The 26,569-nt window shown below is 44.2% G+C and carries 29 protein-coding genes; 8 read left to right on the top strand and 21 right to left on the bottom strand.

Annotation, left to right across the window (positions count from 1 at the left end; genetic code table 11):
* Positions 1–3: 3 nt before the first annotated feature.
* From gspK to gspC, 9 genes are read right to left on the bottom strand one after another with little or no spacing between them, the layout of a single operon-like run.
* Positions 4–1,065, bottom strand: coding sequence for a type II secretion system minor pseudopilin GspK (gspK, locus tag TQ33_RS01345; protein WP_046560466.1), 1,062 nt, complete (start codon positions 1,063–1,065; stop codon positions 4–6).
* Positions 1,062–1,787 (bottom strand): type II secretion system minor pseudopilin GspJ, encoded by a 726-nt coding sequence (gene gspJ / locus TQ33_RS01340; protein WP_046560465.1) that lies wholly within the window; start codon positions 1,785–1,787, stop codon positions 1,062–1,064. The genes gspK and gspJ overlap by 4 nt, the downstream gene beginning before the upstream one ends.
* Positions 1,784–2,185, bottom strand: coding sequence for a type II secretion system minor pseudopilin GspI (gene gspI / locus TQ33_RS01335; RefSeq protein ID WP_052735152.1), 402 nt, complete (start codon positions 2,183–2,185; stop codon positions 1,784–1,786). The genes gspJ and gspI overlap by 4 nt, the downstream gene beginning before the upstream one ends.
* Positions 2,175–2,846 (bottom strand): type II secretion system minor pseudopilin GspH, encoded by a 672-nt coding sequence (gene gspH, locus TQ33_RS01330; RefSeq protein ID WP_046560464.1) that lies wholly within the window; start codon positions 2,844–2,846, stop codon positions 2,175–2,177. The genes gspI and gspH overlap by 11 nt, the downstream gene beginning before the upstream one ends.
* Complete coding sequence (gspG, locus tag TQ33_RS01325; RefSeq protein WP_046560463.1) at positions 2,815–3,300, bottom strand: type II secretion system major pseudopilin GspG; 486 nt, start codon at positions 3,298–3,300, stop codon at positions 2,815–2,817. Before gspG ends, gspH begins: the two co-directional genes overlap by 32 nt.
* 19 nt (positions 3,301–3,319) lie before the next feature.
* Entirely contained in the window at positions 3,320–4,540 is a 1,221-nt protein-coding gene (gene gspF / locus TQ33_RS01320; protein WP_046560462.1) for a type II secretion system inner membrane protein GspF, read from the bottom strand.
* Positions 4,540–6,072, bottom strand: a complete 1,533-nt coding sequence (gspE, locus tag TQ33_RS01315) for a type II secretion system ATPase GspE (RefSeq protein ID WP_084616892.1) — start codon at positions 6,070–6,072, stop codon at positions 4,540–4,542. Before gspE ends, gspF begins: the two co-directional genes overlap by 1 nt.
* Entirely contained in the window at positions 6,072–8,252 is a 2,181-nt protein-coding gene (gspD, locus tag TQ33_RS01310; RefSeq protein WP_228640293.1) for a type II secretion system secretin GspD, read from the bottom strand. Before gspD ends, gspE begins: the two co-directional genes overlap by 1 nt.
* A complete protein-coding gene (gene gspC, locus TQ33_RS01305; RefSeq protein ID WP_228640290.1) occupies positions 8,233–9,210 on the bottom strand; it encodes a type II secretion system protein GspC in 978 nt (325 codons plus the stop codon). Before gspC ends, gspD begins: the two co-directional genes overlap by 20 nt.
* A 164-nt stretch (positions 9,211–9,374) precedes the next feature.
* Here gspC and TQ33_RS01300 point away from each other — a divergent pair, with 164 nt between their 5' ends.
* Together TQ33_RS01300 and hslO are read left to right on the top strand one after the other, a co-directional pair.
* Positions 9,375–9,752: an RNA-binding S4 domain-containing protein gene (locus TQ33_RS01300; protein WP_046560461.1), complete on the top strand. Its 378-nt coding sequence runs from the start codon at positions 9,375–9,377 to the stop codon at positions 9,750–9,752.
* A gap of 61 nt (positions 9,753–9,813) precedes the next feature.
* Complete coding sequence (gene hslO / locus TQ33_RS01295; RefSeq protein WP_046560460.1) at positions 9,814–10,710, top strand: Hsp33 family molecular chaperone HslO; 897 nt, start codon at positions 9,814–9,816, stop codon at positions 10,708–10,710.
* 4 nt (positions 10,711–10,714) lie between these two features.
* Here the strand turns inward: hslO and envZ are convergent, their stop codons facing one another.
* Both envZ and ompR read right to left on the bottom strand, forming a co-directional pair.
* Positions 10,715–12,028: a two-component system sensor histidine kinase EnvZ gene (gene envZ, locus TQ33_RS01290; RefSeq protein WP_046560459.1), complete on the bottom strand. Its 1,314-nt coding sequence runs from the start codon at positions 12,026–12,028 to the stop codon at positions 10,715–10,717.
* Positions 12,029–12,060: 32 nt separating this feature from the next.
* Positions 12,061–12,783 carry an osmolarity response regulator transcription factor OmpR gene (gene ompR / locus TQ33_RS01285; RefSeq protein ID WP_046560458.1) on the bottom strand — a complete coding sequence of 241 codons (723 nt, stop codon included), beginning with the start codon at positions 12,781–12,783 and terminating at the stop codon, positions 12,061–12,063.
* Positions 12,784–12,952: 169 nt separating this feature from the next.
* Between ompR and TQ33_RS01280 the strand changes: the two genes are divergently transcribed.
* The 5 genes from TQ33_RS01280 (at position 12,953) to TQ33_RS01260 (ending at position 17,069) form a co-directional block, all read left to right on the top strand.
* The gene (locus tag TQ33_RS01280; protein WP_046560457.1) at positions 12,953–15,280 is read left to right on the top strand and encodes a Tex family protein; all 2,328 of its coding nucleotides are present in this window, start codon (positions 12,953–12,955) and stop codon (positions 15,278–15,280) included.
* 135 nt (positions 15,281–15,415) lie between these two features.
* A complete protein-coding gene (locus TQ33_RS01275) occupies positions 15,416–15,928 on the top strand; it encodes a disulfide bond formation protein B (RefSeq protein WP_046560456.1) in 513 nt (170 codons plus the stop codon).
* 24 nt (positions 15,929–15,952) lie between these two features.
* Positions 15,953–16,252: an antibiotic biosynthesis monooxygenase family protein gene (locus TQ33_RS01270; protein ID WP_046560455.1), complete on the top strand. Its 300-nt coding sequence runs from the start codon at positions 15,953–15,955 to the stop codon at positions 16,250–16,252.
* Between the two features lie 158 nt (positions 16,253–16,410).
* Complete coding sequence (locus TQ33_RS01265; protein ID WP_046560454.1) at positions 16,411–16,845, top strand: hypothetical protein; 435 nt, start codon at positions 16,411–16,413, stop codon at positions 16,843–16,845.
* Between the two features lie 2 nt (positions 16,846–16,847).
* Positions 16,848–17,069, top strand: a complete 222-nt coding sequence (locus TQ33_RS01260; RefSeq protein WP_046560453.1) for a helix-turn-helix transcriptional regulator — start codon at positions 16,848–16,850, stop codon at positions 17,067–17,069.
* On the opposite strand, the gene TQ33_RS01255 is transcribed toward TQ33_RS01260, so the two are convergent.
* From TQ33_RS01255 to TQ33_RS01240, 4 genes are all read right to left on the bottom strand, one after another.
* A complete protein-coding gene (locus TQ33_RS01255; protein WP_046560452.1) occupies positions 17,066–17,392 on the bottom strand; it encodes a DUF962 domain-containing protein in 327 nt (108 codons plus the stop codon). The two genes, TQ33_RS01260 and TQ33_RS01255, sit on opposite strands and share 4 nt — an antisense overlap.
* A 2-nt stretch (positions 17,393–17,394) precedes the next feature.
* Complete coding sequence (gene fkpA / locus TQ33_RS01250) at positions 17,395–18,351, bottom strand: FKBP-type peptidyl-prolyl cis-trans isomerase (RefSeq protein WP_046560451.1); 957 nt, start codon at positions 18,349–18,351, stop codon at positions 17,395–17,397.
* A gap of 71 nt (positions 18,352–18,422) precedes the next feature.
* Complete coding sequence (locus TQ33_RS01245) at positions 18,423–18,947, bottom strand: TIGR02444 family protein (RefSeq protein ID WP_046560450.1); 525 nt, start codon at positions 18,945–18,947, stop codon at positions 18,423–18,425.
* Positions 18,940–19,326, bottom strand: a complete 387-nt coding sequence (locus TQ33_RS01240; protein ID WP_046560449.1) for a DUF423 domain-containing protein — start codon at positions 19,324–19,326, stop codon at positions 18,940–18,942. Before TQ33_RS01240 ends, TQ33_RS01245 begins: the two co-directional genes overlap by 8 nt.
* 122 nt (positions 19,327–19,448) lie before the next feature.
* Between TQ33_RS01240 and TQ33_RS01235 the strand changes: the two genes are divergently transcribed.
* Entirely contained in the window at positions 19,449–20,942 is a 1,494-nt protein-coding gene (locus TQ33_RS01235; RefSeq protein WP_052735151.1) for a lysophospholipid acyltransferase family protein, read from the top strand.
* A gap of 59 nt (positions 20,943–21,001) precedes the next feature.
* Here TQ33_RS01235 and TQ33_RS01230 read toward each other — a convergent pair whose 3' ends face one another.
* The 6 genes from TQ33_RS01230 to TQ33_RS01205 are packed head-to-tail and all read right to left on the bottom strand — an operon-like array spanning position 21,002 to position 26,556.
* Positions 21,002–22,375 carry an MATE family efflux transporter gene (locus tag TQ33_RS01230; RefSeq protein ID WP_046560447.1) on the bottom strand — a complete coding sequence of 458 codons (1,374 nt, stop codon included), beginning with the start codon at positions 22,373–22,375 and terminating at the stop codon, positions 21,002–21,004.
* A 31-nt stretch (positions 22,376–22,406) separates the two neighbouring features.
* Complete coding sequence (locus tag TQ33_RS01225) at positions 22,407–23,075, bottom strand: SCO family protein (RefSeq protein WP_046562215.1); 669 nt, start codon at positions 23,073–23,075, stop codon at positions 22,407–22,409.
* Between the two features lie 38 nt (positions 23,076–23,113).
* Positions 23,114–24,028, bottom strand: a complete 915-nt coding sequence (gene cyoE / locus TQ33_RS01220; protein WP_046560446.1) for a heme o synthase — start codon at positions 24,026–24,028, stop codon at positions 23,114–23,116.
* Positions 24,018–25,112 (bottom strand): COX15/CtaA family protein, encoded by a 1,095-nt coding sequence (locus tag TQ33_RS01215; RefSeq protein ID WP_046560445.1) that lies wholly within the window; start codon positions 25,110–25,112, stop codon positions 24,018–24,020. Before TQ33_RS01215 ends, cyoE begins: the two co-directional genes overlap by 11 nt.
* A 60-nt stretch (positions 25,113–25,172) precedes the next feature.
* Positions 25,173–25,775, bottom strand: a complete 603-nt coding sequence (locus TQ33_RS01210) for a hypothetical protein (RefSeq protein WP_046560444.1) — start codon at positions 25,773–25,775, stop codon at positions 25,173–25,175.
* The gene (locus TQ33_RS01205) at positions 25,756–26,556 is read right to left on the bottom strand and encodes an SURF1 family protein (protein WP_228640286.1); all 801 of its coding nucleotides are present in this window, start codon (positions 26,554–26,556) and stop codon (positions 25,756–25,758) included. The genes TQ33_RS01210 and TQ33_RS01205 overlap by 20 nt, the downstream gene beginning before the upstream one ends.
* Positions 26,557–26,569: the final 13 nt, after the last annotated feature.

Below are 26,569 nucleotides of genomic sequence, written 5' to 3'. Positions count from 1 at the left end.
TATTTATTCTCCAATGTGGCGTGCAACCACATGAAATTCATTATCATTTTTTAACATTAAAGAGTGCACAACAGCAGTTCCTGTACTCACTCTGGCTTCAGCCTTCAGTAGCATATATTTACTATCATAAACCAGTCTGCCTTTGCCCTGCTCCGACACCTTTCCGCTACCTAGCGCTTCAAAGAAGCTATTTTCGTCATAGCCATCTTCTGGCAACTCCTGCAAAGCCTGACGAACCTGCGACAACTCCACTTCATCGAGTAGCATCCAAACTAGCTCGGCATGCTCAGGCTTAACAGTATTAACGTTAATGGTACCCTCAGTGGTTGGTAGTACGCATAAATATTCTTTCACTGAGTCATAAGTCTCAGCATTAAAACCTTTAATGACCATCAACTCACTGGTATGTGCTAACAGCGTATCAGCTGTTCGATAAGGAACTTGCAATCCTGTATAGGTGTAATCTTCCGCGCCATCTATACCTGTAGGCTCCTGATCTTCATCAATAAAATCTTTTGTCGCTACCGCTAGAGCCTGAGGTGAGGTTTCACCATCTTCTATATGAGATTCAAGCAATTTAGCAAACAAATCAACGCCAGGCATACCGCTTCCGCCGGAGTCACTGCCCGTGGATTTTTCTCCACCGCTGCCACCACCGATACTCGTGCCACCACCCAGTGGTTGACCATCGGCTCCTGTACCTGCATCCTCGGTTTCCATGAGGATGCTATTGATGTTGAAGCAACTATGCATATCACGCAATTCACCCTGAAGTTGCCCCAACCCTTGCTCAATTTCAAAAGCGATGCCACCTTCAGCCCAAGGTTGGTTACGGTGAACACGCTCCGCTTTACTGTCTTTAAAGTACTGTTTTAACTGCTCGGTGGCAAATACCTCAGCTCCATACATATATTGGTAGGCTCTAGAACCATTAATAATATTGGCTGTGCGCTGCAAATGCATTTGCTGTGTATTTAGAATCTGTATGGCCAAAATACTCAACACTGAGAAGATAATAAGCACAGTAATCAGAGCCACTCCGCGGTTCTTGTCTAAAGCCTTCATGAGTCGTCGCTCCTTAAGCTTTTACCTCGCCCATCACCAGTATCTTGATCATTATTTCCACCGTCACGACCATTAGGGGTCGATGGTTGACGCTCAGTATCATCGCCAGCAGACACCTCAAACCGAGGCATTGGGAACAACCTGTAAAGCTCACCATAATCTTCCAGCACAACCGTAACCTTGATTGCTTCTGGCATTGCTAGTCTTTGGTCATCATCAACCAACCACTCTTTCTTCCAAGTTCCTTCTGTTAGAAATTCTAAATGAAACTCTTCAACTTGCGTCAGGAAGTCGCGCGATAACTCCTGATCATCTCGTGCGCTATCCACAAAAATCCAATGGTGGCGTTCAATACGGTCATCGACGAACTCGTATTTAACATGCTGCAAATTACTGCGCTTAATCTTTGCTGGATTTCGCCAACCACTTCTTGTGAACTCTATATAGTTGTTAGCACTCTGAGACTCAGCCTTCAACAAAGGAGCTCGGTCACCAAAAACATCGCGTCTATCGCGAGGCACCATATATCGAATATCTTCTTCTAGCTGTCTAAATGCTAATTGTACTTCACGTAATCGTTCAATCTGTTTGTCATTTGCTTCCGATCTAACTTGTATAAAGTTAAATATCTGCAAAGCCCCTGCTAATACCACGCTAAAAATAAATAGCGCAATAAGCACTTCAGTGAGGGTAAAAGCTTTGACTTTGTTGGAGCGTATCATCGCCGCTCTCCGCCACCTTTGTCAGATTTTTTTCCGACAAAACCAGTCATGGTATAAATACCCTGCGCACCGTAACTAATGGAAAGGGTAACGCGACGCATACTCTCTACTTCTGTGCCTACAACTTTTCGCTCCCACTCCCACTCTCTGTTAGCGAACTCTGTGGTTCCTTGTTGAGTGCCAATAGATGGCCACTCATTGTCAATCTGTAATTCAGCTAAGTGATTTTGGGCTACAAAATTAGCTAAAGTCTTATCCTTAGAGTTGCCCAAGGCAACAATGCTTGAAGAAAACAAACCTGACAACATCGGCGTAATAAAAATAGCTAAAACTGCTAACGCTATTAGCAGCTCTAGTAGACTCAAACCAGATTGTCGATTGATATGTTTATTCATCATCTTCGTCGTCTAAATCTTTATCCCAGTCATGGCTATAATGACCTTCTATAGCATTCGATAACTCGATATCTCCAACATAATTGCCACGGATTCGATAAAACAAAGGCTCATCCCGATCTAAACCCACCGTCACTACAAATTCGTTCATCTCTCCACTGGACAGCATATAAATTTGTGGTGTTTTTGATTTGCTTTTCCTGTCTTCTTGTTCTGAACTATCGCCGCTTCCCCCGTCACGACTAGGAGCCTCTTCGTCTTCAGGCTGCTCATTTTCTAATAAAGCGTCCTGACCTTCTAGATTGACTGCGATCCGAATAGGCTCTTCTAGCTCAATGGCTTTAAGCAAACGATGATCCTCAAGCGGTTGCCACTTACCACCGTTATAAATCATAAACGAGTAACCGTCCGACTCGATCTGAACGCCTAACTCGATGCCCCGAATAATCGACTCTTCTTGAGCAACTTGAAGTAAGCCATAGAGTTGACGCGATTTCGTTTTGAGTTCAGCTCGCTCGTTGTCATTCAAGGCAATGGTTGCCACCGAAATCATCATGGCGGCAATCATTAACGCAATCAGAATCTCAACGAGCGTAAAGCCTTTTTGAAGAGATGTTTTGATAGGTGTTAATTTATTGGTTTTCGGTGTTGAAATTAGCTTCATGTAAATTCCAAGTGCCGATATCCTTATTCTCACCTTCACCACCTTCTCGGCCATCATTACCTAGTGTGTATAAATCGAAGTCATCATGTCGACCCGGGTAAATATAAATATAATCGCGCTTCCAAGGATCTTTTGGTACCGCACTCGAACCTAAGTACCCTGAACTTTGATAATTTTGAGGAATAGGGTCACTCGTAGGTCGACGAATCAGAGCCGTTAACCCCTGCTCTGTTGATGGATAAAAACCGTTATCAATCTTGTAAGAGTTTAACGCCGTCTTTAGCGTGTTTAAGTCACCCTTCAATTTTTGTAGGTTTGCTTTATCCACATTACCCATCAAGCTTAAAGTCACGAAAGTGCCCATAATCGCAACAATTGCTAAAGCAATTAAGATTTCGGTTAAAGTAAAACCTTTAACCTGTTTTTTCATTTTGTATGTCTTTAATCGTTTCATTAAAACCATCTCCGTCTATTTAACTGGTAATAGAGTTAGTCATTTCAAAAATTGGTAACATCATCGCCGCAACGATAAACATAACCATGCCGCCTAACGCTAAAATAATCAGTGGCCCCATAATATTTAGTGCCACATCAATACTATTTTCGAACAATGTTTCTTGGTTTTCTGATACTTGTTCTAACATGTGTTCCAGCTCACCTGAAGCTTCCCCACTACCAATCATATGGATCATCATGGGAGGAAATTCGCCGGTTTGTTGCAACGCCATCTTTAAACTTCCGCCTTCACGAACTTTTACCGCCGCCTCATTAATCGCTTTACGCATCTTTAAATTAGACAGAACCTTACCACCAATGTTCATCGCCTCTAAAAGCGGGACGCCACTGGAATGTAAGATATTCATGGTACTTGCAAACTGTGCGGTGTTTAGATTTTTCGACAAACGACCGATAACAGGAATTTTTAATATGGTGGCATGCCATCTCAATCGATTTTCACCCTTTCTCAGCCACACTTTAAAGCCGAACATAAGTAGCACAGCCGCAATTAAAACATAAATGCCGTATGAAATGGTGAAGTCACTCAGGCCAATCAAAACTTTAGTAATGGTTGGGAGCTCTTCACCCATATGTTGAAATTGTTCAACCACTTTTGGTACCGCAAAAACCATGAGACCAGCCACCACACCGACAGCAACCAAAATAAGCACGATAGGATAGACCATCGCAGCGGAAACCTTAGTGCTAATTTTCTGACGACGCTCAGTATAGTCAGCGAGACGATTAAGGACCTTGTCTAAATGGCCCGCGCGCTCACCTGCAGCGACCATCGAACGATATAATTCGTTAAATACACTGGGAAACTCTGATAAGCCATCAGCTAGGGTATGGCCTTCCATTACCTTGGCTCGCACGCCAAGCATAATCGTTTTTACTTTTGCTTTCTCTGTTTGCTCAGCTACTGCCTTAAGAGATTCTTCAATCGGTAATGCTGCTCTTACTAATGTTGCCAATTGACGTGTGACTAAAGCCAAATCCGCAACGCTGATTTTAGGGCCAAAGAAACCACCGCCTTTATCTTTTTTGCGATGCGCATCGCCAATATGATTGACATCAAGAGGGGTTAATTGCTTCTCACGCAACTGTTGCCGTATTTGACGTGCTGTGTCGCCTTCTAAAACACCTTTTTTCTGCTTGCCTTTAGCATCAAGCGCAACATACTCGAACGCAGCCATTAATCCTCCCGAGTAACACGTAGCACTTCTTCAACAGTGGTGATACCTTGAAGAACTCGGTGACGACCATCAGCACGAATACTTGGTGTTGCTTGTCGTGCATGGCGTTCCATTTCTTGCTCGCTATTATTGTTGTGGATCATGGTTCGCATCTGATCATCAATAAGTACTAATTCATAAATCCCCTGACGGCCCCGAAAACCTTGTTGATTACAGGTGTCGCATCCTACTGGATGATAAATCGTTGGGGGATCTTGAGGGTCAAAGCCCATTAATTCGCACTCTTTTTCATTTGCCGTTGCAGGCTGCTTACAATCCTCACACAAACGGCGAACAAGTCGCTGCGCCAAGACACCTAATAAGCTTGAAGACAAAAGGAAAGGTTCTACCCCCATGTCCTGCATACGAGTTACAGCACCAATCGCAGTGTTTGTATGTAGCGTTGATAAGACTAAGTGACCGGTTAAACTCGCTTGAACAGCAATCTGTGCTGTCTCCAAATCACGAATCTCACCAATCATCACCACATCGGGGTCCTGACGCAAAATGGCTCTAAGTCCACGAGCAAACGTCATATCAACCTTCGGATTCACCTGAGTTTGACCGATACCATCAATCAAGTACTCAATCGGGTCTTCAACCGTTAAAATATTCCGCGTTGTATTATTCAGTAATGATAAACCGGCATACAAGGTTGTAGTTTTACCAGAACCAGTAGGGCCTGTGACTAAAATAATACCGTGAGGTTTATGCAGCAAATCGCCCATTAATTCCATGGTATCCGGCTGCATACCAAGATGTTTAAAATCTAGCCGTCCAGCTTCTTTATCTAACAAACGCAATACCACGCGCTCGCCATGGCTCGAAGGCATAGTCGATACACGTACATCAACCGCCCTGTTTGCAATTCTCAAGGCAATACGGCCATCTTGCGGAATACGTTTTTCAGCGATATCCAGCTTACCCATAACTTTAATTCGAGAGACTAACAACGGCGCCAACTTACGGCTCGGCTGCAACACCTCACGCAATACTCCGTCGACACGGAAGCGTACTGAAAGTGTTTTCTCAAAGGTTTCAATATGAATATCTGAGGCGTTCTCTTTGATGGCTTCAGTCAATAATGCGTTGATCAACTTAATGATTGGTGCGTCATCTTCAGCTTCAAGAAGGTCTTCCGTTTCTGGCAGCTCTTCCGCCAAACGGAATAAGTCCATCTCATCGCCCAAATCTTCCATCGTTTGGCGAGCGTCGGTGGTTCCCGATTGATAATAGGCGCTCAGCTCTTTCTCAAAAGCTGATTCATCAAGCCACTCAAGTTGAAAGGACTGAGGGTAATGGCGACGAACTTCGAGCAGAGCCTGAGGTGACGCGCCTTCTCTCATAAAGCACTTAACCTCATTATCAGTCTCTTTTAAAAAGACACCATGCCTTTTCGCAAAGCTGAATGGCATCGCACGAAAACGACCAACCTCAACAGTTTTCTCCGTTTCCTCTTCCAGCCCAATGCCTGTCTCAAGTTGCTCTGACATTACTCTTCGTCTGCCTCTTGATCAGTGTGGTCTTCTGCAGCGCCGCCCTGCTGGTCAAGCAATACGTCTTTATCTAAATATTCTTCAAAGCTAGGTGGTAACACTAAAGCTTCATCATAAGTTGGCAATACCGGCGCTTCAGCACTTGGCATTAAACTAATGCCTTTATTAGCTTGCTCAATTTGTTGAGCGCGCATGTAGCTGTATTTAGCATTACTGACTTCACGTAAATCTTTGTCATCTTCTAGCACTCGAGGGTGAATAAACACCATCAAATTACGTTTGATTTTTTGAGTTCGTTCAGACTTAAATGCATGACCTATAATTGGTATATCACCCAAAATAGGTACTTTCTGCGAACTTTGCTGAATATCATCGTCAATCAAGCCACCTAACACGACTAAGCCACCATTCGGTACCAGTACAGAGGTTTTAACTTCACGCTTATTGGTCACCACGTCTACCGCAGTTGAGCCAGCAATCGACGAGACTTCCTGCTCAATATCCAGACGGACATAATTACCTTCATTAATCTGCGGCGTTAGTTTCAACATCACACCAACATCTTTACGTTCTACATTCTGGAATGGATTCGAATTATTATCGCCTAAGGTAGAACCGGTAATAATAGGAATTTCCTGACCCGCTTTGAATATTGCTTCCACATTATCCAGCGTGGTCACACTTGGACGCGCTAATGTATTTGAGTCGGTAACGCCTTCTAGGGCTTTAATAAAGGCCGCCCAACTCAAACCAGATTGACTCATACGGGCGATACCTAGACCAGCACCTTGCAAACCGCCTAACACTTCTGCCAAAGCAGCACCATTGTCACCACCAGTAGTTCTGGTTTCAGTACCTGTAATCTCGCCTGTTTCGGGATCTCGCGTAAACACCTCTTCTTCTTGACCACGGTTAGCGATCGCACCACCGGCTACTTGCCCAATCGTCGTACCCGTATTATTGAAGTTAATAATTCCGGCTGGTTGAGTTCCTGAGCCGCTTGGTGAGAACAACCACTGAATACCTAACTCTTTTGCTGTGGTATCAGAAATCTCGACAATAATCGCTTCCACATGCACTTGCTTACGACGGATATCCAAACTGCGGATAACAGAGTCAAACTCACGCATCATATCTGGCGGAGCGGTTAATACGAGCGCATTGGTTTCTTCGTGGAACTGCACCGAATAAAGCGCTCTCTTTGCGGCAGCACCGCCGCCACCGCTAGCGCCACCAGCACGGCCGGCATTCGCTGCTTCTTCTTTCTTCTTTATTTCACCAATACCTTGCAATACTTCTGATACATGCTCAGCTTTCGCATACTTTAAGAAAACCGTCTTTGTGTTGCCGGTATTATCCAATTGGCGATCTAAGCTATGGATCAAAGCTCGTAAACGAATACGCTGGCGATTACCAGCGCTCAACAAAATGCTGTTAGTACGTTCATCCGCTACATAGCGTGGCTGTTGAACCTGGTTGACTCGCTCCTGCTGACCGCCTCGATTTAAGCTTTCTAAGATACGGACAATTTCACCAGCAGACGCATGCTTCAACTGAATAACTTCAATTTCTTCATCGTTAGCCTTATCAGTCCGTTCAATAATTTTAGTAATCCGCTCTACGTTTGACGCCGAGTCGTGCAAAATCAAGGTGTTAGTCCCTTGAACCGCAAATAAATGACCTGATTGAGGTGATACCAGTGGGCGTAACACGTTCATGATTTGCTGTGCATCCACATTTTGCACTGGAATAACCTGGGTGATGGCTTGATCACCATATGCCCTAGGGCTCTTTACATTTACAGGCGACGCTTCATAACGTGCTTTTTGGTCTTGCACAATTTTAATGACGCCATTGTTTTCGATTGCCTGAAAACCATGAATCTGAAGAGTCGACACAAAAATGTTATAGATATCTTCTTTACTGTGATCATGGTTAGAAATAATGGTAACTTTAAGACCTTTTACGCGAGGGTCGACAAGCATTGTCTTTCCTGTAATTCGCGCAACCGTTTCAACCACTTCACGGATGTCCGCATCCCGAACATTCAAGCGCTCAGCCTTCACCATAGCGGATGAAAATAATAGCGACAGGGCAAATAGCCCCATGATCGCCCCGTGCTTCCACGTTGACTGCTTTTGTTTATAGTTATCCTGACTATTTAATTTCTCTAACATTGCCTTCTCTCTTTTCTAAGTTCGGCTCTATATTTGGTCTAGAGTTTGAACGAGGGCGTTGACTGCCCATATCAGAAATTCCAAGTATTAGGGTGACTGGCTGGCCATTACGCTGAATGGTCACTTCAACTGAATCGGAGTTACTCAACTCATTCATAACACCCATCATGCCCTCATTGCTTAATTTTTGACCATTCACAGACGTTATCACATCGTTACGGCGTAAACCGAGACGCGTAAACATCCTTGGATCTTTTCCAGGTGACACCTTAAAACCGCTAACTTGACCGCCGGCATCAACCACAGGCTGAACATTTGCGATGTCTTTTAATGCCTGAGGATTGGTATAAATCTGCTCTTTCATCTCAGCCAATTCTCGACTCAGGCGTGCATCGCGACTTTTATCGATCGTCCGCTGAGGGCCATTTTCAGACTTTAGCTCAGGCTTTTTTGCCGATGACATCACCTGTTGATTGAGCTGTTCGACTAACGTTAAGGTTTCGAACTTACCACCATTTTTCAAAATGACTTGTAACGTTTCGACTTTATGTAACGTCACTTGCCCACGAACTTTCAGTTTATCGCCGATGAAGTAAACTGATTCTTGGCTACCATTCGCTTCAATAATAGCGCTACTTAACTTATCTTCCGAAGACACATAAGTGCCCAATAGCTTAAGGTTCAGCTTGGTCTCTTCAGCTTCCACTTGCTCTTCAACTGGGGCATTGGCTTCGCCAAAAATGTGTAGGCCAGCAATAGCCTCAACATTGACCGTTGCTTGTTTTTTTGGGGCAGGAGCACTTTTTACAGGTACAAGTTCTGGTGGTGGTTGAAAAAACTCAATCCACAACCAAACAAGTTTTGCCAAGACATAAAGGCTGATTATAGCCAATATCAAGGCTACAATTCGTGCTACTAACCTACCCCGCTGTTGCACGAATTGGGTGAAATTGTTCATCGTTGAATTCATTATAGTATTTCTACGGGTTTCCGTTGTAATCCCGAATTAAATCCCCACGTTAAATTTAGCCATCTTTCTTTGAGATGGCTTATAATAAGCATATTCCCACTCAAATCGTGGAAAAGCAAGACAAGATACTGTAAAGATAGGTAAGGTTCAAGATGACAGCTGACAATTCTGTGAGGTTAGACAAATGGTTATGGGCAGCCCGCTTTTTCAAAACCCGCTCAATCGCCAAAGAAGCCATAGACGGCGGTAAAGTTCATTGTGATGGCGTGAAAGGCAAAGCCAGCAGAGTAGTGACGAAGGGCATGAGCTTAAAGATCAGACAAGGCTTTCATGAAAAAACCGTTATCGTCGAGGGCTTATCCGATAAAAGAGGGCCTGCTAAAATTGCTCAAACGCTCTATGAAGAAACTGCCGACAGCATCAAGCAACGAGAAGCCTTAGCTGTACAGCGTCAGTCAATGCCGAAAACCGAAGGAAAGCCTGATAAACGCCAGCGACGCCAAATTCATCGTTTTAAACGAGACAACTGATCTAGATACAGTAATTTGTACGTTTATAACAACCCTTTTGAGACAACCAACTGGAATAACAATGTCAGATACGATTCAACGATTTACCTTTGCAAACCTGCCTATTCGGGGCGAAGTTATTAGTCTAGAGCAAAGCTTTCAGACGATTATTGAAAAGCATGCTGAACAACATCACTATAACTCCGCTCAGCGACAACTGCTCGGACAAGCATTAGCGGCTACCGCACTCATGGCCGAGATCATTAAAATTGAAGGTAAGGTGGCGTTACAGTTACAAAGCCCTTCAGCAGTGAAGTTACTACTCACAGAATGCACGCATCAAGGCTACATCCGTGGATTAACTCACCTAGACCAAGAGCAATTGACAGATTCGCTAGATTTTGCGCAATGGACTCAAGGAGGGCAGATGGCCATTACTATTGAGCCTGCTCAAGGCAAACGATATCAAGGCGTAGTGCCACTCGAAAACTCTGAGCTGTCTGACTGCCTTGAAGAGTACTTTGTTCGCTCCGAACAATTGCCCACTTATATTCAGTTATTTGCCAGCGATGACAAAGTATTCGGACTTTTTTTACAGGCCATGCCTGGTAACTCACAAGATTCTACATCCTCAGAAGATAAATCAGCCGCCTTTGAGCATGTCAAAGCACTTGCTGAAACATTAACGGCGGAAGAAGCCTTGGATATTTCTCATCAAGAGTTGCTTTACCGACTGTTTAACCAAGATGAAGTAACGGTTTACCCTGAGAAGCAGATACAATTCCAATGCGGCTGCTCTCGTGAGCGTAATGAAAAAGCTTTAGCGACTATCCAACCAGCAGAGTTAATCGAAATGGTTCAGGAAAATGGCGGACAAATTGACTTAGTTTGCGATTTTTGTAGCCACAAAGAAATCTTTACAGAGCAGGATGTCATGACGTTCCTGAGCAATACGTCGCCAAGCGACAGTGTTAATTAAACTATTAAGTATTGGTTCTGACAGGAAACTCTAGGCGGGCTTCGAGTCCGCCTTCAGCCCGATTAATCAACGACACGCTACCCCGATGCAGTTTTGCGATACGCTGTACAATCGCTAGCCCTAAGCCTGAACCTCCGCCACTTCGCGCACTGTTTCCTCGTGAAAACGGCTGGAATAAGCGCTCAATCTCTTTTTCATCAATACCAGGGCCTTGATCGTATACCGATACCCTCACCTTGTTATCAATAACCTGAGTTTTCACTTCCAGCGGCGCACCGGCATACTTCAAACCATTCATAATGAGGTTCATAATTAAACGCTTCATCGCCATGGGCTTAAATGCCAACGGCGGAACCTCTCCCAACTCAAAGCTAATATCCTGAGTTTGGATTCGAACAGATTTCACACAATCTTCAACAACCGAATTTAAGTCGCCCATTTGATCACGTTCGTCACGGCCGTCTCTTACGAATGAAATGAACTGGTCAATGATTTGGTCCATGTCTTCGGTATCTCGAATAATACCTTCTCGAACCTCGGCCTCTTCATCGCCCATAAACTCAGTGGCTAGTCGAATTCGCGTCAATGGTGTGCGCAAGTCGTGTGACACACCTGCCAACAATAAGGTCCTATCTTCTTCTAACTGCTGAACATTTCTTGCCATCTGGTTAAAGGCACGAGTCACCGTGACCATTTCCTCCAATCCTTCTTCCTTTAATTGGCCAGGGTTATCGCCTCGACCAATTTCACGAGCAGCAAACTCTAAACGGCGCAAAGGCCGACTTATTTGCTTGGTGAAGATCCAACCACCGAGCAAACTCAATAATAAAATAGCCGTAAAATAAACAATTGGAGGGTGGATATAAAAGCCTTCAAACGGCTCCATACCAATACGAAACCACACATTGCTGTGCCTGGGCGACTTAATCCAATAATAAATCTGATCAGACTCTTCGACGCGCATTTCCGTGCTGTCTTCTGAAACCCCTAAACTTTCGGCTAATTGCGAGGTTAATACTGTATACAGCTGTGCCTCTCGAAGCTGTTTCGGGTCGCCCATGCGAGTAGAAATCATCTGAATGCGTTGATCGTCCATGATTTCTAGCCGAACTTCATTCGTCATCTTGCCTTCGATTTCCAAGTCCTGCATCGACATAGCCGTTTTTACGTCAGACGCTAGCAGTTGTACCAGCTGCTTCATCGACGGCTGCGCCACGTACCAAGAAATCGATAAATAAGACACCCACTGGTTGATCAGCAGTAGCACGCCAACCAGTAAGGCTATTCGTCCAAAGGCACTTTTAGGTAAGATTCGCATGAACTCAAAGAGGGGTTAGAAACATCAGCTAACTAAGCTTCGCCACCGTCTGGCACGAATACATAACCTACACCCCAGACCGTTTGAATATAACGTGGGTGAGCAGGATCGGCTTCGATCAAACGACGTAAGCGAGAGACTTGCACATCAATACTGCGTTCTAACGCTGAATAATCACGGCCACGAGCTAAGTTCATCAACTTATCGCGCGACAAAGGCTGACGTGCGTGCTCGACCAATGACTTTAACACCGCGAACTCGCCACTGGTCAACGAAATTGACTTACCGTCATCCGTCATTTCACGAGTTGCAAGGTTTAAAGTGAATCGTCCAAAGCTGATCACTGATTCAGCATTGCTTGGAGCGCCAGGAATATGTTTTGCCTGACGACGTAATACTGCACGAATACGTGCCAGCAACTCACGAGGGTTGAACGGCTTAGCTAAGTAATCGTCAGCCCCGACCTCGAGTCCGACAATACGATCGACTTCATCGCCTTTTGCCGTCAGCATAATAATCGGTATCGGATTGTTGTCAGAACGAAGGCGTCGGCAAATAGATAAGCCATCTTCCCCCGGTAACATCAGATCCAGAACCATCAAATGATAATTCTCACGCTCTAAAAAACGGTCCATCTGCTCTGCATTCTCTACCGTACGTACGATAAAGTCCTGCTCCTTGAGGTAACGCTCAAGCAAACTTCTTAAGCGCACATCATCATCAACCACTAGTACTTTTGGTGTTTCTTCAGTCATGGTCTTTCCTGCCCTTCCCAACCAATATCATTATGCTTCGTTCATTATTTGAATCGTCTAAATTTGACAATTTTCAGAAACGCTCACGGAATGTCGAATTTAGACTTTTTTCATATTTCTACAAGCACTATACTATGCCGTCATATTTTTCCCAATACGCGAAAACAAGATGTTACAAATTAACCAGCAGATTGCTCAAGAGCTGAATGTCCGCCCACAACAGGTGGAAGCAGCCGTAAAACTCCTTGATGAAGGTTCAACCGTTCCCTTCATCGCACGTTACCGTAAAGAAGTAACGGGCGCACTGGATGACACACAACTGCGTGATTTAGAGCAGAGACTGGGTTATTTACGTGAAATGGAAGATCGCCGTAGTGCCATATTAAAAAGCATTAAAGAACAAGAAAAGCTGACGCCAGAACTGGAAAAGGCTATCAAAAGCGCCGACACCAAAAGCGAGCTAGAGGACTTATACCTTCCTTATAAACCCAAGCGTCGCACTAAAGCACAGATTGCTCGCGAAGCTGGTTTAGAACCTCTAGCCCACGACTTATGGCAAAACCCATCATTGGATCCGGAAAAGGAAGCCGAAAAATACCTTAATGAATCCGATGATAAGGACAAGCACATCGCCACCACTAAAGATGCGCTTGATGGTGCTCGCCAAATTTTAATGGAAGAATTCGCGGAAAATGCCGACTTATTAAAGCAGCTTCGTGATTATTTATGGGAAAACGCTTACATCAAAGCCGAAGTGGTTGAAGGCAAAGAGAAAGAAGGCATCAAGTTCTCAGACTACTTTGATCATAACGAAGCCTTTAATGCGATTCCGTCACACCGTATTTTAGCCTTGTTACGGGGTCGCAATGAAAACATCCTGTCGCTACAAATGGTCTCCAACCAACACTTAATTAAAGAGCCAGACGCAGCGGATCCATGCGTTGGTATGATTGCACAGCAATTTAATATTCAAGACCAAGGACGCCCAGCGGATAAGTGGCTACAGCAAGTCGTACTCTGGACTTGGAAAATTAAACTTCATTTGTACATGGAAACCGAATTACTGACTAAAGTCCGTGAACAGGGCGAAGCAGAGGCGATTCGAATCTTTGCCAAGAATCTGAATGACTTACTCATGGCAGCACCAGCTGGTGCTAAGACCACCATGGGCTTAGACCCTGGCCTACGTACTGGTGTAAAAGCGGTGATTGTTGATGACACCGGTAAATTATTAGCTCATAGCACCATTTTCCCCCATGCACCGCAAAAGCAATGGGATCAATCACTGCGCAAACTCGAGACTATGTGCGACATGCATAAAGTCGAACTAATCAGTATCGGTAACGGCACAGCTTCTCGTGAGACCGACAAACTGGTTGCAGAGCTGATGAAGAAGGCACCACAACTCAAGCTGCAGAAAATTATGGTTAGTGAAGCCGGCGCATCGGTGTACTCTGCTTCAGCACTGGCCGCTAAGGAGTTTCCAGATCTTGACGTCAGTTATCGAGGTGCTGTTTCTATTGCGCGTCGTTTGCAAGACCCATTAGCTGAACTCGTCAAAATCGAGCCTAAATCTATCGGCGTTGGTCAATATCAACACGACGTTAGCCAAAGCCAACTCGCAAAAAGTTTGGATGGTGTTGTCGAAGATTGTGTTAACGCCGTTGGCGTCGATCTCAACATGGCCTCGGTTCCGTTGTTAACGCGAGTCTCAGGTTTAAGTAAGACATTAGCGCAAAACATATACAATTGGCGTAATGAAAATGGTCGCTTTAACTCTCGCCAACAACTGTTGGATGTTGACCGTATGGGGCCAAAGACCTTCGAACAAGCGGCGGGTTTCCTACGCATCACGGACGGTGACAACGCCTTGGATAGTTCTGGTGTTCACCCGGAGACATATGCGATTGTTGAGAAAATTATTAACGATTTACAGCTTCAAGACATTCACCAGTTAATCGGTAATGACAAACACTTGAAGCAAATCAAAGCCGAAAACTACACAGACGAACAGTTTGGTGAACACACCATCAATGACATCATCAAGGAATTAGACAAACCTGGCCGCGACCCTCGTCCGGAGTTCCGTATGGTGCAATACAAAGAAGGCGTCGAAACGCTAAAAGACCTTAAGAAGAACATGGAGCTCGAAGGTGTCGTCACGAACGTTACTGCCTTTGGTGCTTTTGTCGATGTTGGTGTCCACCAAGATGGACTGGTCCACTTGTCAGTAATGGCAAATAAATTCATCAAAGACCCTAGTGAAGTGGTTAAAGCTGGTGATATTGTTCGTGTTTGGGTGTCTGATGTCGACTTACAACGCAAGCGAATTAGCCTATCGATGATAGGCCCTGATACTGGTGGTAGCACCAAGTCCAGCAACAAGCCATCATCCAACCAGAGTAAAGTATCCCACAAAACTGGTGGTAAGAAGTCTCAAAAACAGCCTCAAGGTGCTTTTGCAGATGCCTTATCGGCGGCTTTAAAGAAAAGTTAAATGTCGTTAATGGCTCTATAGGCCTTGTATGACAACTGCTCCAATGTGCGCACTTCTACTTGAACTTTTCACAAAGTCCATGTAGTGTGCGCTAAATTGCTTGCTCGAATCGAGTCTTGTACAGAGTAAAATCTCATGAATTTAAATAATAGAGGTTGGAACTTTCTCGGCGCATTTATCTGTTACCAGCTAATAGTAACCGCCTTGTATTTCCAATATGTAGATGGGCTCGAGCCCTGCCCTTTATGTATGTTCCAGCGCGCAATGGTCATCGCTCTTGGTGGCGTTTTGCTGATTAACGCTATTCATAATCCCCAGATCAATTCTTGGGCCAATCGAATTTATCAAATCCTTGCTCTGTTGCCCGCCATTGGTGGTATCATCATTGCAGGACGTCATGTATACCTACAGCACTTGCCAGAAGACGAAGTTCCGGCCTGTGGTGCTCCGTTGGAAACCATGATGGACATGTTGCCGTTTACTGAAGTGATTCAAACGGTATTATCAGGTGATGGCGAATGCGCCAAGATTAGTTGGAGTTTTATTGGGCTCTCAATGCCTGAATGGATGCTCGTTATTTTCATCATCGCAACCTCGGTTCTTGGGTTTAGACTTTTTAAGTCTTTTCAACAACCAAAACCATTCTAATCCACTAAAATACTAGGTCCCTAAATGATTCGTATTATTATTGAGCGTAATATTCTCGATGGTAAGCTCGACGATTATCATGCATTGATTCGCCAAGCTAAAAACAAAGCCAGCAATATGCCAGGCTTTCTATCAGGCGAAATTTTTCACGTAAAAGACGATAAGCATCAAGTTATAGTGATGTCATGCTGGGACTCTTTTGAGACTTGGGAAGTCTGGGCAGAGTCAGAAGACCGCCAAGACTTACTCGACGAGATGCGTCCTTTGTTAAAAAATGATGAAAAAATCATGGTTCTACAGTCATCGCACCTGAAAAAAGATTAATTCATTACTTATCAATACGTTAAGCATCAAAAAGCTGCCTTGGGGCAGCTTTTTTTATGCCATATCAATTAATACTAGGACATGAAACGATGATATTATTGACATAGCGTTAAATATAATTAACATAGAGTTAATAATTAATTACTTTGGATTTCCTTATGACACTCAAAGACTTGTCCTTTCGTGAAAAAAGTGCGCTCGTTACTCTCGTCGCTTTAACGGCGCTTTTAATCTTCACACTTAATATTATATGGCCATTTTTTAGCGGTTATGAAGAAGCTATTCTGGAAATGAAGCCGTTATGGGGGGCGGTCATATTTTTTATCGTGTTACAAATTATAGGGCATAGCGTAGTCGCGGCTAGGAATGCCAAAGAAGCGAATGCAAACGCCGATGAACGCGAAAAGTTGATAGTCTTAAAATCAAACTTTTACGCCAGCCATGTATTAGGGTTCGTTGTTATTGGCTATCTTGGGATCAGTATGTTATTTCAGATCCCGTTTCTCAGTATCTATTTCGTTTTCATCGCTTTTGTCGTCGCTGAAATGATTAACTGTATTTCGCAATTGATTTTGTTTCAGCGCGGAGTCTAGTCATGGCGAAGCAGATACCGATCAGTAACAATATTAAAACCTTGAGGTTCCTCAACGAGGAGATGACGCAGCAAGACTTGGCGGAAAAACTTGGACTCACTCGGCAAACCATTGCGGCTATTGAGCAGCGCAAATACTCGCCATCGTTAGAGGTCGCATTTAAAATTGCTAAGATTTTTGATAAGTCTTTAGAAGAGGTGTTTAGGTTCGAGGGTATTGATTAAAAGTACTTAGGCCACTCATATTTTAAGCGCCCAGTTAATGCGTAATAAAACATTTTATAATCCGCCACTAATGACCAAAACGGATAGGTGAAGGTTGCTGGGCGGTTCTTTTCCAGAAAAAAATGACCAATCCAAGCTGGGCCATATCCAACAAGGAGCACCAATGGTATAAACCACCAGTTCTGAGTAAGAATCAACCAGACTAACAGCGCCGTTGAGAAAAAGGTACCACAATAATGAAGAAAGCGGTTTCTGGGCAAGCGGTGCTCGCCCAGATAGTAAGGCCAGAACTCATTAAAAGTTTTAAGTTCTTTGTGCGACATTCTTACTGCTTATCGCCCGTAGCTTCTTCAACCTCTTCTTTGACTTCTTCAGCACCTTCTTTCACTGCGTCAACAGCTTCAGATGCACTTTCTTCAACGGCTTCACCTGCCGCTTCAAGCTTTTCTTCGACACTTTCTTCAGGAGCTTTATATGGCTCTTCAGGGTTAATAGCCAATAATTCAACATCAAAGATTAACGTTGAGTTACCTGGGATCTGCGCACGATCATTTTCGCCATAAGCTAATGCCGCTGGAATCACAAACTCATACTTATCGCCAACGGTCATGTACTGAAGGCCTTCAGTCCAACCAGGAATAACGCCACTTAAGTTGAAATCGATAGGCTTATTACGCTTGTATGAACTATCGAATTCTTTTCCGTCAATAAAGGTACCGCGATAGTGGACACGCACGGCATCTTCAGCTGTTGGGCTTTCTGAACCTTCAGCATCTTCAATAACGCGATACATCAAGCCTGATTCAGTTTTCGTAACACCTTCTTTTTCTGCGTACTCAGCCTCAAAAGCCTGCCCTTTTTTCAAAGTCTCTTCAGCTTTTTTCTTGGCTTCTGCAGCTATCTCAGCTTGGCGTTCTTTCATCTTTTCATTAAGCGCTGCTTGGAATTCGTTCATGTTAGCTTTAACTTCTTCTTCAGAGAACTTTGCATTTCCAGCAAAACCATCGCGCATACCTTCAACGACTAACTCTTTATCAATTTCAATGCCATACTCTTTAATAGAGTCAAAGTTTTTAGACATTTGGCGAGAAAAATTCACCCCCATTGAATAGGCGGCTTTCTCATGCATATTCTCGAATTCACCTTGCTGCTTAGTTGCAACAGTACCCTTCTCTTCAGCTTTTGTAGCATTGTTTGACTTATCATTGCCAGAATCACAAGCAACAAGCGTGCCCGCTAGAGCAAGCGCTACAGCTGTTTTTTTGATCGATAATAATTTCATTGAGGATTCCCCAAATGGTTAATTGATTGTTGAAACATAGTATTTTGCATAGTTATAAGCAAAATGCGAGCCTAATCGCTCAACTTTTGAACCAGAGCACCTAGCGCTTTGGCATCTTTTTCCGCCTCATCGCCACTACTTGTGGCGCGGACGTAATTAATAAGGTTGGGCTCAACCGTGCTTTCTTCAAGGATTGAATTGTTAAATCCAAGTAAAGTATCCATAGCTTTAGCCTGAACCAGGTTTTCGCCTTTAAGCTCTAAGTCCAGTAACTCTTCGTACTTCTGGCGATCAGCAAGCTTTATTTTGCGGCGACTTTGACGGATTTTACGCACACCTTCGCGCAACCGCTCTGTTCTTTTTATCAACATGCTCCAGCCAGTTTTGGAAATCAGGTAATGACGCTGCCCTAACCAAATGGCTAATAACAGAAAGTTCACATTGCAGTTAAAACGATTCTGCATCGCTAAACATAAGGTTTGAACATCCCCGTCAGCATAAACCGCACAAGTCCAGTCCCAAAATTCATCGGCCCAATCTGCTGCCGAGATATCTTTCTGCTCCAGTACCAAATCCAAATTTGTTGCGTTATTCATCACTATCCGATTGCCTTGAAAAAATTGCCCATATTAAAGCGAGCCAGCTGCTAATTAGCAAGAGTCCACCAACAGGAATGATACTCCGTACCCATTCCTGTTGTGTTATCGCGTAAAAGTATAGACCGCCACTAAAACTAATGATGCCGGCGAACATCAACCAACCTGCTAACAAGGTTTTTTTGTTGGGAAACTGACTGAATACAATACCTATCGTCAGCAAACCTATCGCATGATACACCTGATAATTGACACCAAGATTAAACAGGTGCATTGATTTTTCAGTCAACTGGGTTGACAGTGCATGCGAACCAACGGCGCCTAAAGCAACTGCTAACGCCATAAACATGGCGCCATGCAATAAAAAATTCTTTTTCATAATATCCCTAGTTTTATTCTCATGAATATAGATGAAGCTGTCCGCATTATGACAAATTTCACAGTCATTGTAATTGCTCAGTGACGCGGTAAAATGATGAAAACACTAACTATCGACTCATTTTGTCAAAAGAAAAAGGTTCTCTAGGCTCACGCATCGCCCTCGGATTCGCCTTTGGCGTACTTAAGCTTTTTGCAAAGCTTCCTTACCCTGTCGTTATGGCTACCGGCCGTACTATAGGGCGCCTTCTTTATCGTGTAAAAAGTAGGCGCCTGATCGTCGAAGCCAATCTCCGCTATTGTTTTAATAATAAAACATTTGATGAACGCCAAGAGATGGCGAAGCGACACTTCCTTGCTTTGGGCGAAGGTTTTGCAGAACTTACCTTAGCTTGGTATAAGCCTTTTGAAAAACTTGAGAAGTATCATCAAATCAAAGGCCTAGAACACTACGAGAAAGCTAAAGAAAGTGGCCAGGGAATTCTATTCTTGGGCTACCATACTACCAGCTTAGAACTCGCTGGTGCACTGATGGCTAAGTACCTCGATTTTGCCGCTTTTTATCGCCCTAACAAAAACCCCGTGCTCGACAATCACATTCAGGCCGGTCGTAACAACCGTAGTAAAACAATGGGGCGTAATGATATTCGTTCTATTGGTAAGTGGTTAAAAAGTGGCGAAGGTTTGTGGCTGATGCCGGATCAGGATATGGGGAGACACAGTACTGAGTTTGCACCATTCTTCGGCAACCCAGCTTGTACCCTGACGTCACCACAACGTATTGCCAAACTGGGAAAGGCTAAAGTGTTGCCGGTGAGTTACTATAAAAATAATAAAGGTGTCATGACCCTAGAGGTGTTACCTGAAATTGAGTTTACAGGCGACGATTATATTGATTGCTCCATGACCAACAAGATTCTCGAAGCCTGTGTCATGCAGGCACCTGAGCAGTATTACTGGGTTCATCGTCGCTTTAAAACCTTACCCGAAGGTCAGCGCAACGTTTACTATCAGAAGCCACCCAAGCTAAAACCCATCAGCGCTGAGCAACACGACGGTGCCCTATATTCAGGCAAAATCCTATCCCGAGACAATGGACTACCTAAACTGGTGAGAACCATTGATGGACAGTTGCTTAATGTGTTTTATCGTGGGACCAGCTTCGGTACCGACTTAACCCGAAAAGAACTGAGCACGATGCTCCACAAATGCGCGCTATTTACTTTCCGTGGCTTTTACACCATCTCGCCCCAAGAATTCACTTTTTGCGATGAGCGAGACGCTTATATGCTTCGTTACCAAGAAACGCCAGGAGTTGCTTTGCACCATATCCCGCAAAGCCGTCGGCATCCGACTGCCATTGTTTTAGGAAACTGGTTAGCTCAGCTCCATAATGAAGGTATACAGTTAGGTGAAGTGCGAGAAGCTAATATTCAATTGCTACCTAACGGAAGTCCTATTTTATTAAACCCGCGCAACTGTGAGTTTTACCAACAAGGCTTAAAAGAAAAGGCACGACATAAAGATATGAACCAATTTATCAACGCTATCGCTTTTCTAGAGCAAGATGAGTCGAGTCGAGAGCTGTTCCATGAACAGTATAAGCTTAATCGTTAAATGCAGTACAATAAATACTTACTATGAAAACCTTCAACAACATACTGTCATCTTTGACTTTATTTATAGGCTTCTATCGTCGATAACGAAATATAACGGCCTGCTTTTATTCCACGGTACAGTAACCAAAACGAGGTGATGGCTCGCGTGGCTAAAAACGCAAAGAATGCCCACCATAACCCATGATTACCATAATCTTTGGTAAAGAAGTAAAGTGGAATAAAGCCGACAACGACTGCAAGAATCATCGAGTTGCGCATCGTGGTGATAGCTGAGGCACCCACAAAAATTCCATCCAGCCAGAATCCCCAAATAGCAACTAACGGAATCAGAATAATATAAATATGGTATGGCTCCGCCTGTTGTCTCACTGATTCAATGTCGGTTATCCAACCAATGAAGGTTTCGACAAACAGTAGAAACGTCAGGCAGAAAGCTAAGCTGGTGACGATCGACCAAAATCCGCCGACATTGATACTGGCTCTAAAATCTTGCCATTTATCTCGACCTAAAGCGCGTCCGACTTGAGCTTCCACCGCATTGGCAAAGCCATCCAAACCGTTTGAGATAACTAGCAAGAAATTTAATAGCACGGCGTTTACGGCCATCACTTCGTCCCCCAATTCTGCGCCACGCGAATGGATCGTAAAGAACACCAATTCCAAGGACAGTGTTCTAATCAGCAAGTCACCATTGAGACGCAACAGCTGCTTTAACTTTGTCCAGGCCAGCTGGAACTTCTCTTGTAATGGGAACTTTTTAAGTAAACCTTTAAGGCATATTGCGCCGTAAATAAAGCCTAAAATCTCGGAAATGACGCTGGCGATAGCGACACCGTCAACGGCCATACCAAGGCCTTGAACAAACAATAAATCAAGCCCGACATTGAATAAGTTAATGATCAACAGCATGACGAACGGAACTCGTGCATTCTGCATGCCAATGAACCAACCGATCATCACCGCATTAAGCAACGTAAAAGGAAGTCCCCAAATTCGCGTATTCCAATACAGCAAAACACTTTCTTCAACAGCCGTGGAACCTTCAACCCACCATAAGATAATATCGATAATCCATGGATTCAAAATTAAGGTCAGGATCGCGACGGATAGAGCCAGCAACGAAGAAAGATAAAGCCACTGCCGGATATCTTGATGATTGCTCGCTCCATAAGCCTGCGCTACTAGGCCTGTGGTGATCATGCGCAAAAAGCCCATGGTCCAAACAATAAAGGTGAATAAAGCAGCGCCAAGACCGACTGCTGCTAAATGATGGGAGTCAGGGAGATGGCCCATGACAGCCGAATCGACCAAGCCTACCAATGGTACCGTCATGTTAGACAGCAACATTGGCGCGGCGATTCGCCAAGTACTACGATGTTGTTGCTTGTCGCTCAAGTCATTTTTAATATCATTGAGCGACCAGATACTCACGGAAAACTCTTACTTAAGGTGTTGTGCGGTTTTATTGGCCGGCAGCATGAATGTCTGCCGCCTTATCACGAAGAATGTTGTAATCTTCAGAAACCGTTTGGATGAGGTCTTTATGCTTAGGCGTTTGATCAGGCGAAATATAGGCATAACGACGGCCGAGCGGGTCAATCACAAACCAACGCGCAGTGTGCTCAACCAAATAGTTATCCGGGTCGTCATGGCCTGGTACTTTGAAAAAGCTAACCCCAATTGACTTCGTCAATTTTTGAGTTTCTTTTAAACCCGCATTAATGCCAATAAAATCCTTATTAAAAGCCGGAACATATTGATTCAGTTTCTCCAAGGTATCACGCTCAGGATCAACCGAAACCATGATGACTTGGGTGTCTTTTAAATACTCTTGATCAATATTCTTCATCATGCCATTAATATTGCTCAAAGCTGTGGGGCAAACATCAGGACAGGTCGTGAAACCAAAAAACACGATACTCCATTGGCCTAAAAAGTCATGCTCTGAAAAGTCATTACCGTCATGGGTTTTGCCTTCAAATGGGGCCACTGAACGAGGCTGATCAAAAGTGCGAATAATCTCCATTCTCTTATCAGCAAATAGCATCTGATAGCTCAGCACGCCAGCTACTAGCGATAGTAATGCCACTAAAATAATGATTAAACGTGCAGAACCAATTTGTTTTTTCATAACCATACTCGTCTGTTTGTTCATTGAATGGGTGGAGATTAAATAAACGGATCCACGTAATGATCAACTAATAACACCGCGAATAACAACGTCAAATAGCCAATTGAAACACCAAATGTTTTCATTGCTACTCCCTCTTTTTCGCGATACTTAAGCACCATGGTGTAATACAAGAACCATAAGCCTAGCGCCACAGCTCCTATCAAATAGATGATGCCACTCATATGCGTCAAATACGGTAGTAGTGTCGATAAAATTAATAACACCGTATAAAGCACAATCGATGTTTTGGTGAAGTCTTCGCCATGGGTCACCGGCAACATCGGAATTTCAGCTTTTGCATAATCCTCAATTCGATGAATCGATAACGCCCAAAAATGTGGAGGCGTCCAAGTGAAGATAATCAATACCAATAACCAGGCGTGCGGATCCGCACTTCCCGTTACTGACGTCCACCCTAATAGCGGCGGTATCGCTCCCGACAGGCCACCAATCACAATATTCTGTGGTGTGGCTCGTTTAAGGAACATGGTGTAAACAAAAGCATAACCGACCAAACCTCCCAAGGTTAACACTGCCGTTAATGGATTAACCAAGAACCACAGCATCGCCATCGCAATAACCGCCAAGGTAGCCGAAAATATAATGGCCTGACTTGAACTCACTCGGCCTTGAGCCACCGGGCGCTGTTGAGTTCGCGCCATCATCGTATCAATTTTGGCATCAACCACATGATTGACTACGGCAGCTGCACCAGAAGCCAACGCAATACCAATGGTGCCGAAAATCAAGGCATCCAGCGGAGGGAACCAGCTCTGAGTGACATCATTAGCCAAGAACATACCCACGACGGCTGTAAAGACCAGTAGGTACACCACTTTTGGCTTGGTTAGCTCATAATAATCGCGCCAGGTTATCGGTCGCGGATTTGGATAATTCTTCTCAGCTGACATTCTTCCCCCTAAATTGCCAGTTGACGACAAAGTTCACCATGATTAAGGCCAGTAATAATATAGCTCCACCACCATTGTGAGCGACAGCCACATATAGCGGTAAACCAAATACGATGTTGCTAATACCTAACAACATTTGGCCGATTAAAATCACAGCAACGGCTCTGCCGATATGACGTAATAACACACTGTCGCGCTCACGAATCAGTAACACCGCAAGCAAACCAATCACTATAAAAACAATATAAGCGCCAATTCTGTGCGTGACATGAATCGCCACTTTCTCACTATGCTCTAGCACTCCACCCTCATAGTTAATAAAAGTTTCACCACGAGCATGGGCTAAATCTGCCTGCATTTTCTCTAACTCATGCAGCTTAAACTCATCAAACTCAAAGCCTTTCTGCCACAAGTCAAAAGCTCCACCAAAATCAGCATTTTCGGTCCAGCCTGTGTTACAGAAAGGTAACTCGGTACAGGCCGTCGCGGCGTAGTTTGACGCCGTCCAACCACCTAAAGCGATTTGTATGACCACTAAAACCAACCCTGCCATGGCTAAGGTTTTGAATTTCTTCGCAACCACTTGGGACAGCGATACGATCTTTGGTCGCAGCTGTAACACGTACAGGAAGAGCAAGGTTAGAATCGAGAATCCACCGAGCAAATGCGCCATCACTATGAAAGGATGAACTTTCAAAGTCACCGTCCACATTCCTAGCAACCCCTGGAAAATCACCAGCGGTAATAAAATACAAGGCAAGACAATCGGAATAGAGGCGTCTTTACGACGGCCAACTAAAGCTCCGATAAATAAAATAACGATCAATAAACCAATGCCTGTCGCAAAGTAGCGATGGATCATTTCTGGCCATGCTTTTTCTGCTTCAAACTTCTGGTTGTACTTCAGTTCCGCCGCATTGATAAACTCAACATCGCTCGGAACCGTATAGTGACCATAACAGCCAGGCCAATCAGGACATCCTAAACCCGCATCACTCAAACGAGTCCATGCTCCCAACAAAATCACGCATAGGGCCAAAAAGCAGCCAAATACCGCCAAGCGGCGTAATGTTCTCTTTTGCATTGCTATCTCGCTACACTCTGTCGTATAAACATATTGCTAAAAATTTCTAGCCGTTATTGACTACAATCCAGTCACTTTCATCGCCTTGCGAGCATCGTCACGAAGGCCTTTGCTGCTGGCAATGGCTTCTTCTTGATTCTTCACCGGCTCATATTGCATAAATAAGTTACCATGCGGGTCCATCAAATAGACCTTGCCGCGCTCAAGCTCTGACGTTGTGTTCTTGGCAGAACCTTTTCCTAATACAATTTTTTCTGCATCTTCGACTTTATCTTGGTAATTAATGCTGCTTGGGAATACAACCAATCGCTTAAGCTTATCGGCTTGTTTACCCAACGCCAGATGGTTTCGGGTTAACCACTTAATGGTCGTATCGCAGGTTATAGCGCAATCATCCGACTCAGGTAAGTAGACCCACCACCATTTCGTCTCGAAATCACGAAAGTGCAACGTTTCATCGTCAGCCGAAGTCCATTCAAACTGTTCGAAATGAGGGTAAGGCGTTTGTAATAAGGTACCGTTATTTTGTGTGGCAACATTAAACCACCCCATGTAATGCGCTACATAAGCTAGAATGACAGGGGCTGCAAACAATAAAACCAATCCAGAGACTACTCGACGGTTCTTCGTTCGTTGTTTCGGATCAACTGTTTGTTGACTCATGGTGCTGTACTCGCTTCAAGTTCAAAATGATAAATAACATGACCAAGGCGAAAGCCATGGCAAACCACTGAATCGCATAGGCGATGTGCTTTTCTGGCGGGCTCGCAACGAGCGGCCACTGACGCACAAACTCACTCTCTGTATCAGGTTGCATCCTGATAATGAACGGGGCGCTATCATACCCCATTTGCATCACTTTTTCTGCAAGAGTTTCAAAATCAAACTGCCCAAGAATCCAGACATTATCGTATTCCTGCCAGACGGCATTATTGGCCACCACTGAGTTGGCTCCTTTCGAGAAATACAGCGAGCCTTCTATCGTATTAGCTTGAAAGAGTGGGACCTCAGGAACTTTCTCATAGAAATCTTTTCGAGGTAGCCAGCCGCGACTGACCAGTATCGGCTTTTCGTAACCTTCTGGCTGCCAAAGCCCGAAGACTTCATAGCCTAAATGTCCCTCCCGAGTTTGATTGTCAGTGATGAGAGTCACGTCTTGTATTGGCTCGCCTTTACTTATCACTCGTGTCATATCTGCGGTTTCCAGCTCAAGAGCTTGTGACAAACTGATGGGCTCAACCTCCGACTTCTGCTCTAGGGCGCTTATCAAGCCACGCTTTTCTTCTGCACGGTCAAGTTGCCATACTCCCAAACGGAGCAATACCGGTAATAGCAGAACAAACCCTATAGTCGGAATTAAGCTTGGCCTAAAGACTCGATTACCAATGGGGAGCTGGAATAATGGTCGTTGCCATAAACGTTGCTTTTTCGGGGAATCACTCAAAGTGCAACCTTCA

This window comes from Kangiella geojedonensis (assembly GCF_000981765.1).
Lineage (GTDB): Bacteria > Pseudomonadota > Gammaproteobacteria > Enterobacterales > Kangiellaceae > Kangiella > Kangiella geojedonensis.
The sequence above is the reverse complement of the archived record's forward strand: the minus strand, read 5'-3'. Positions and strand labels throughout refer to the sequence as shown.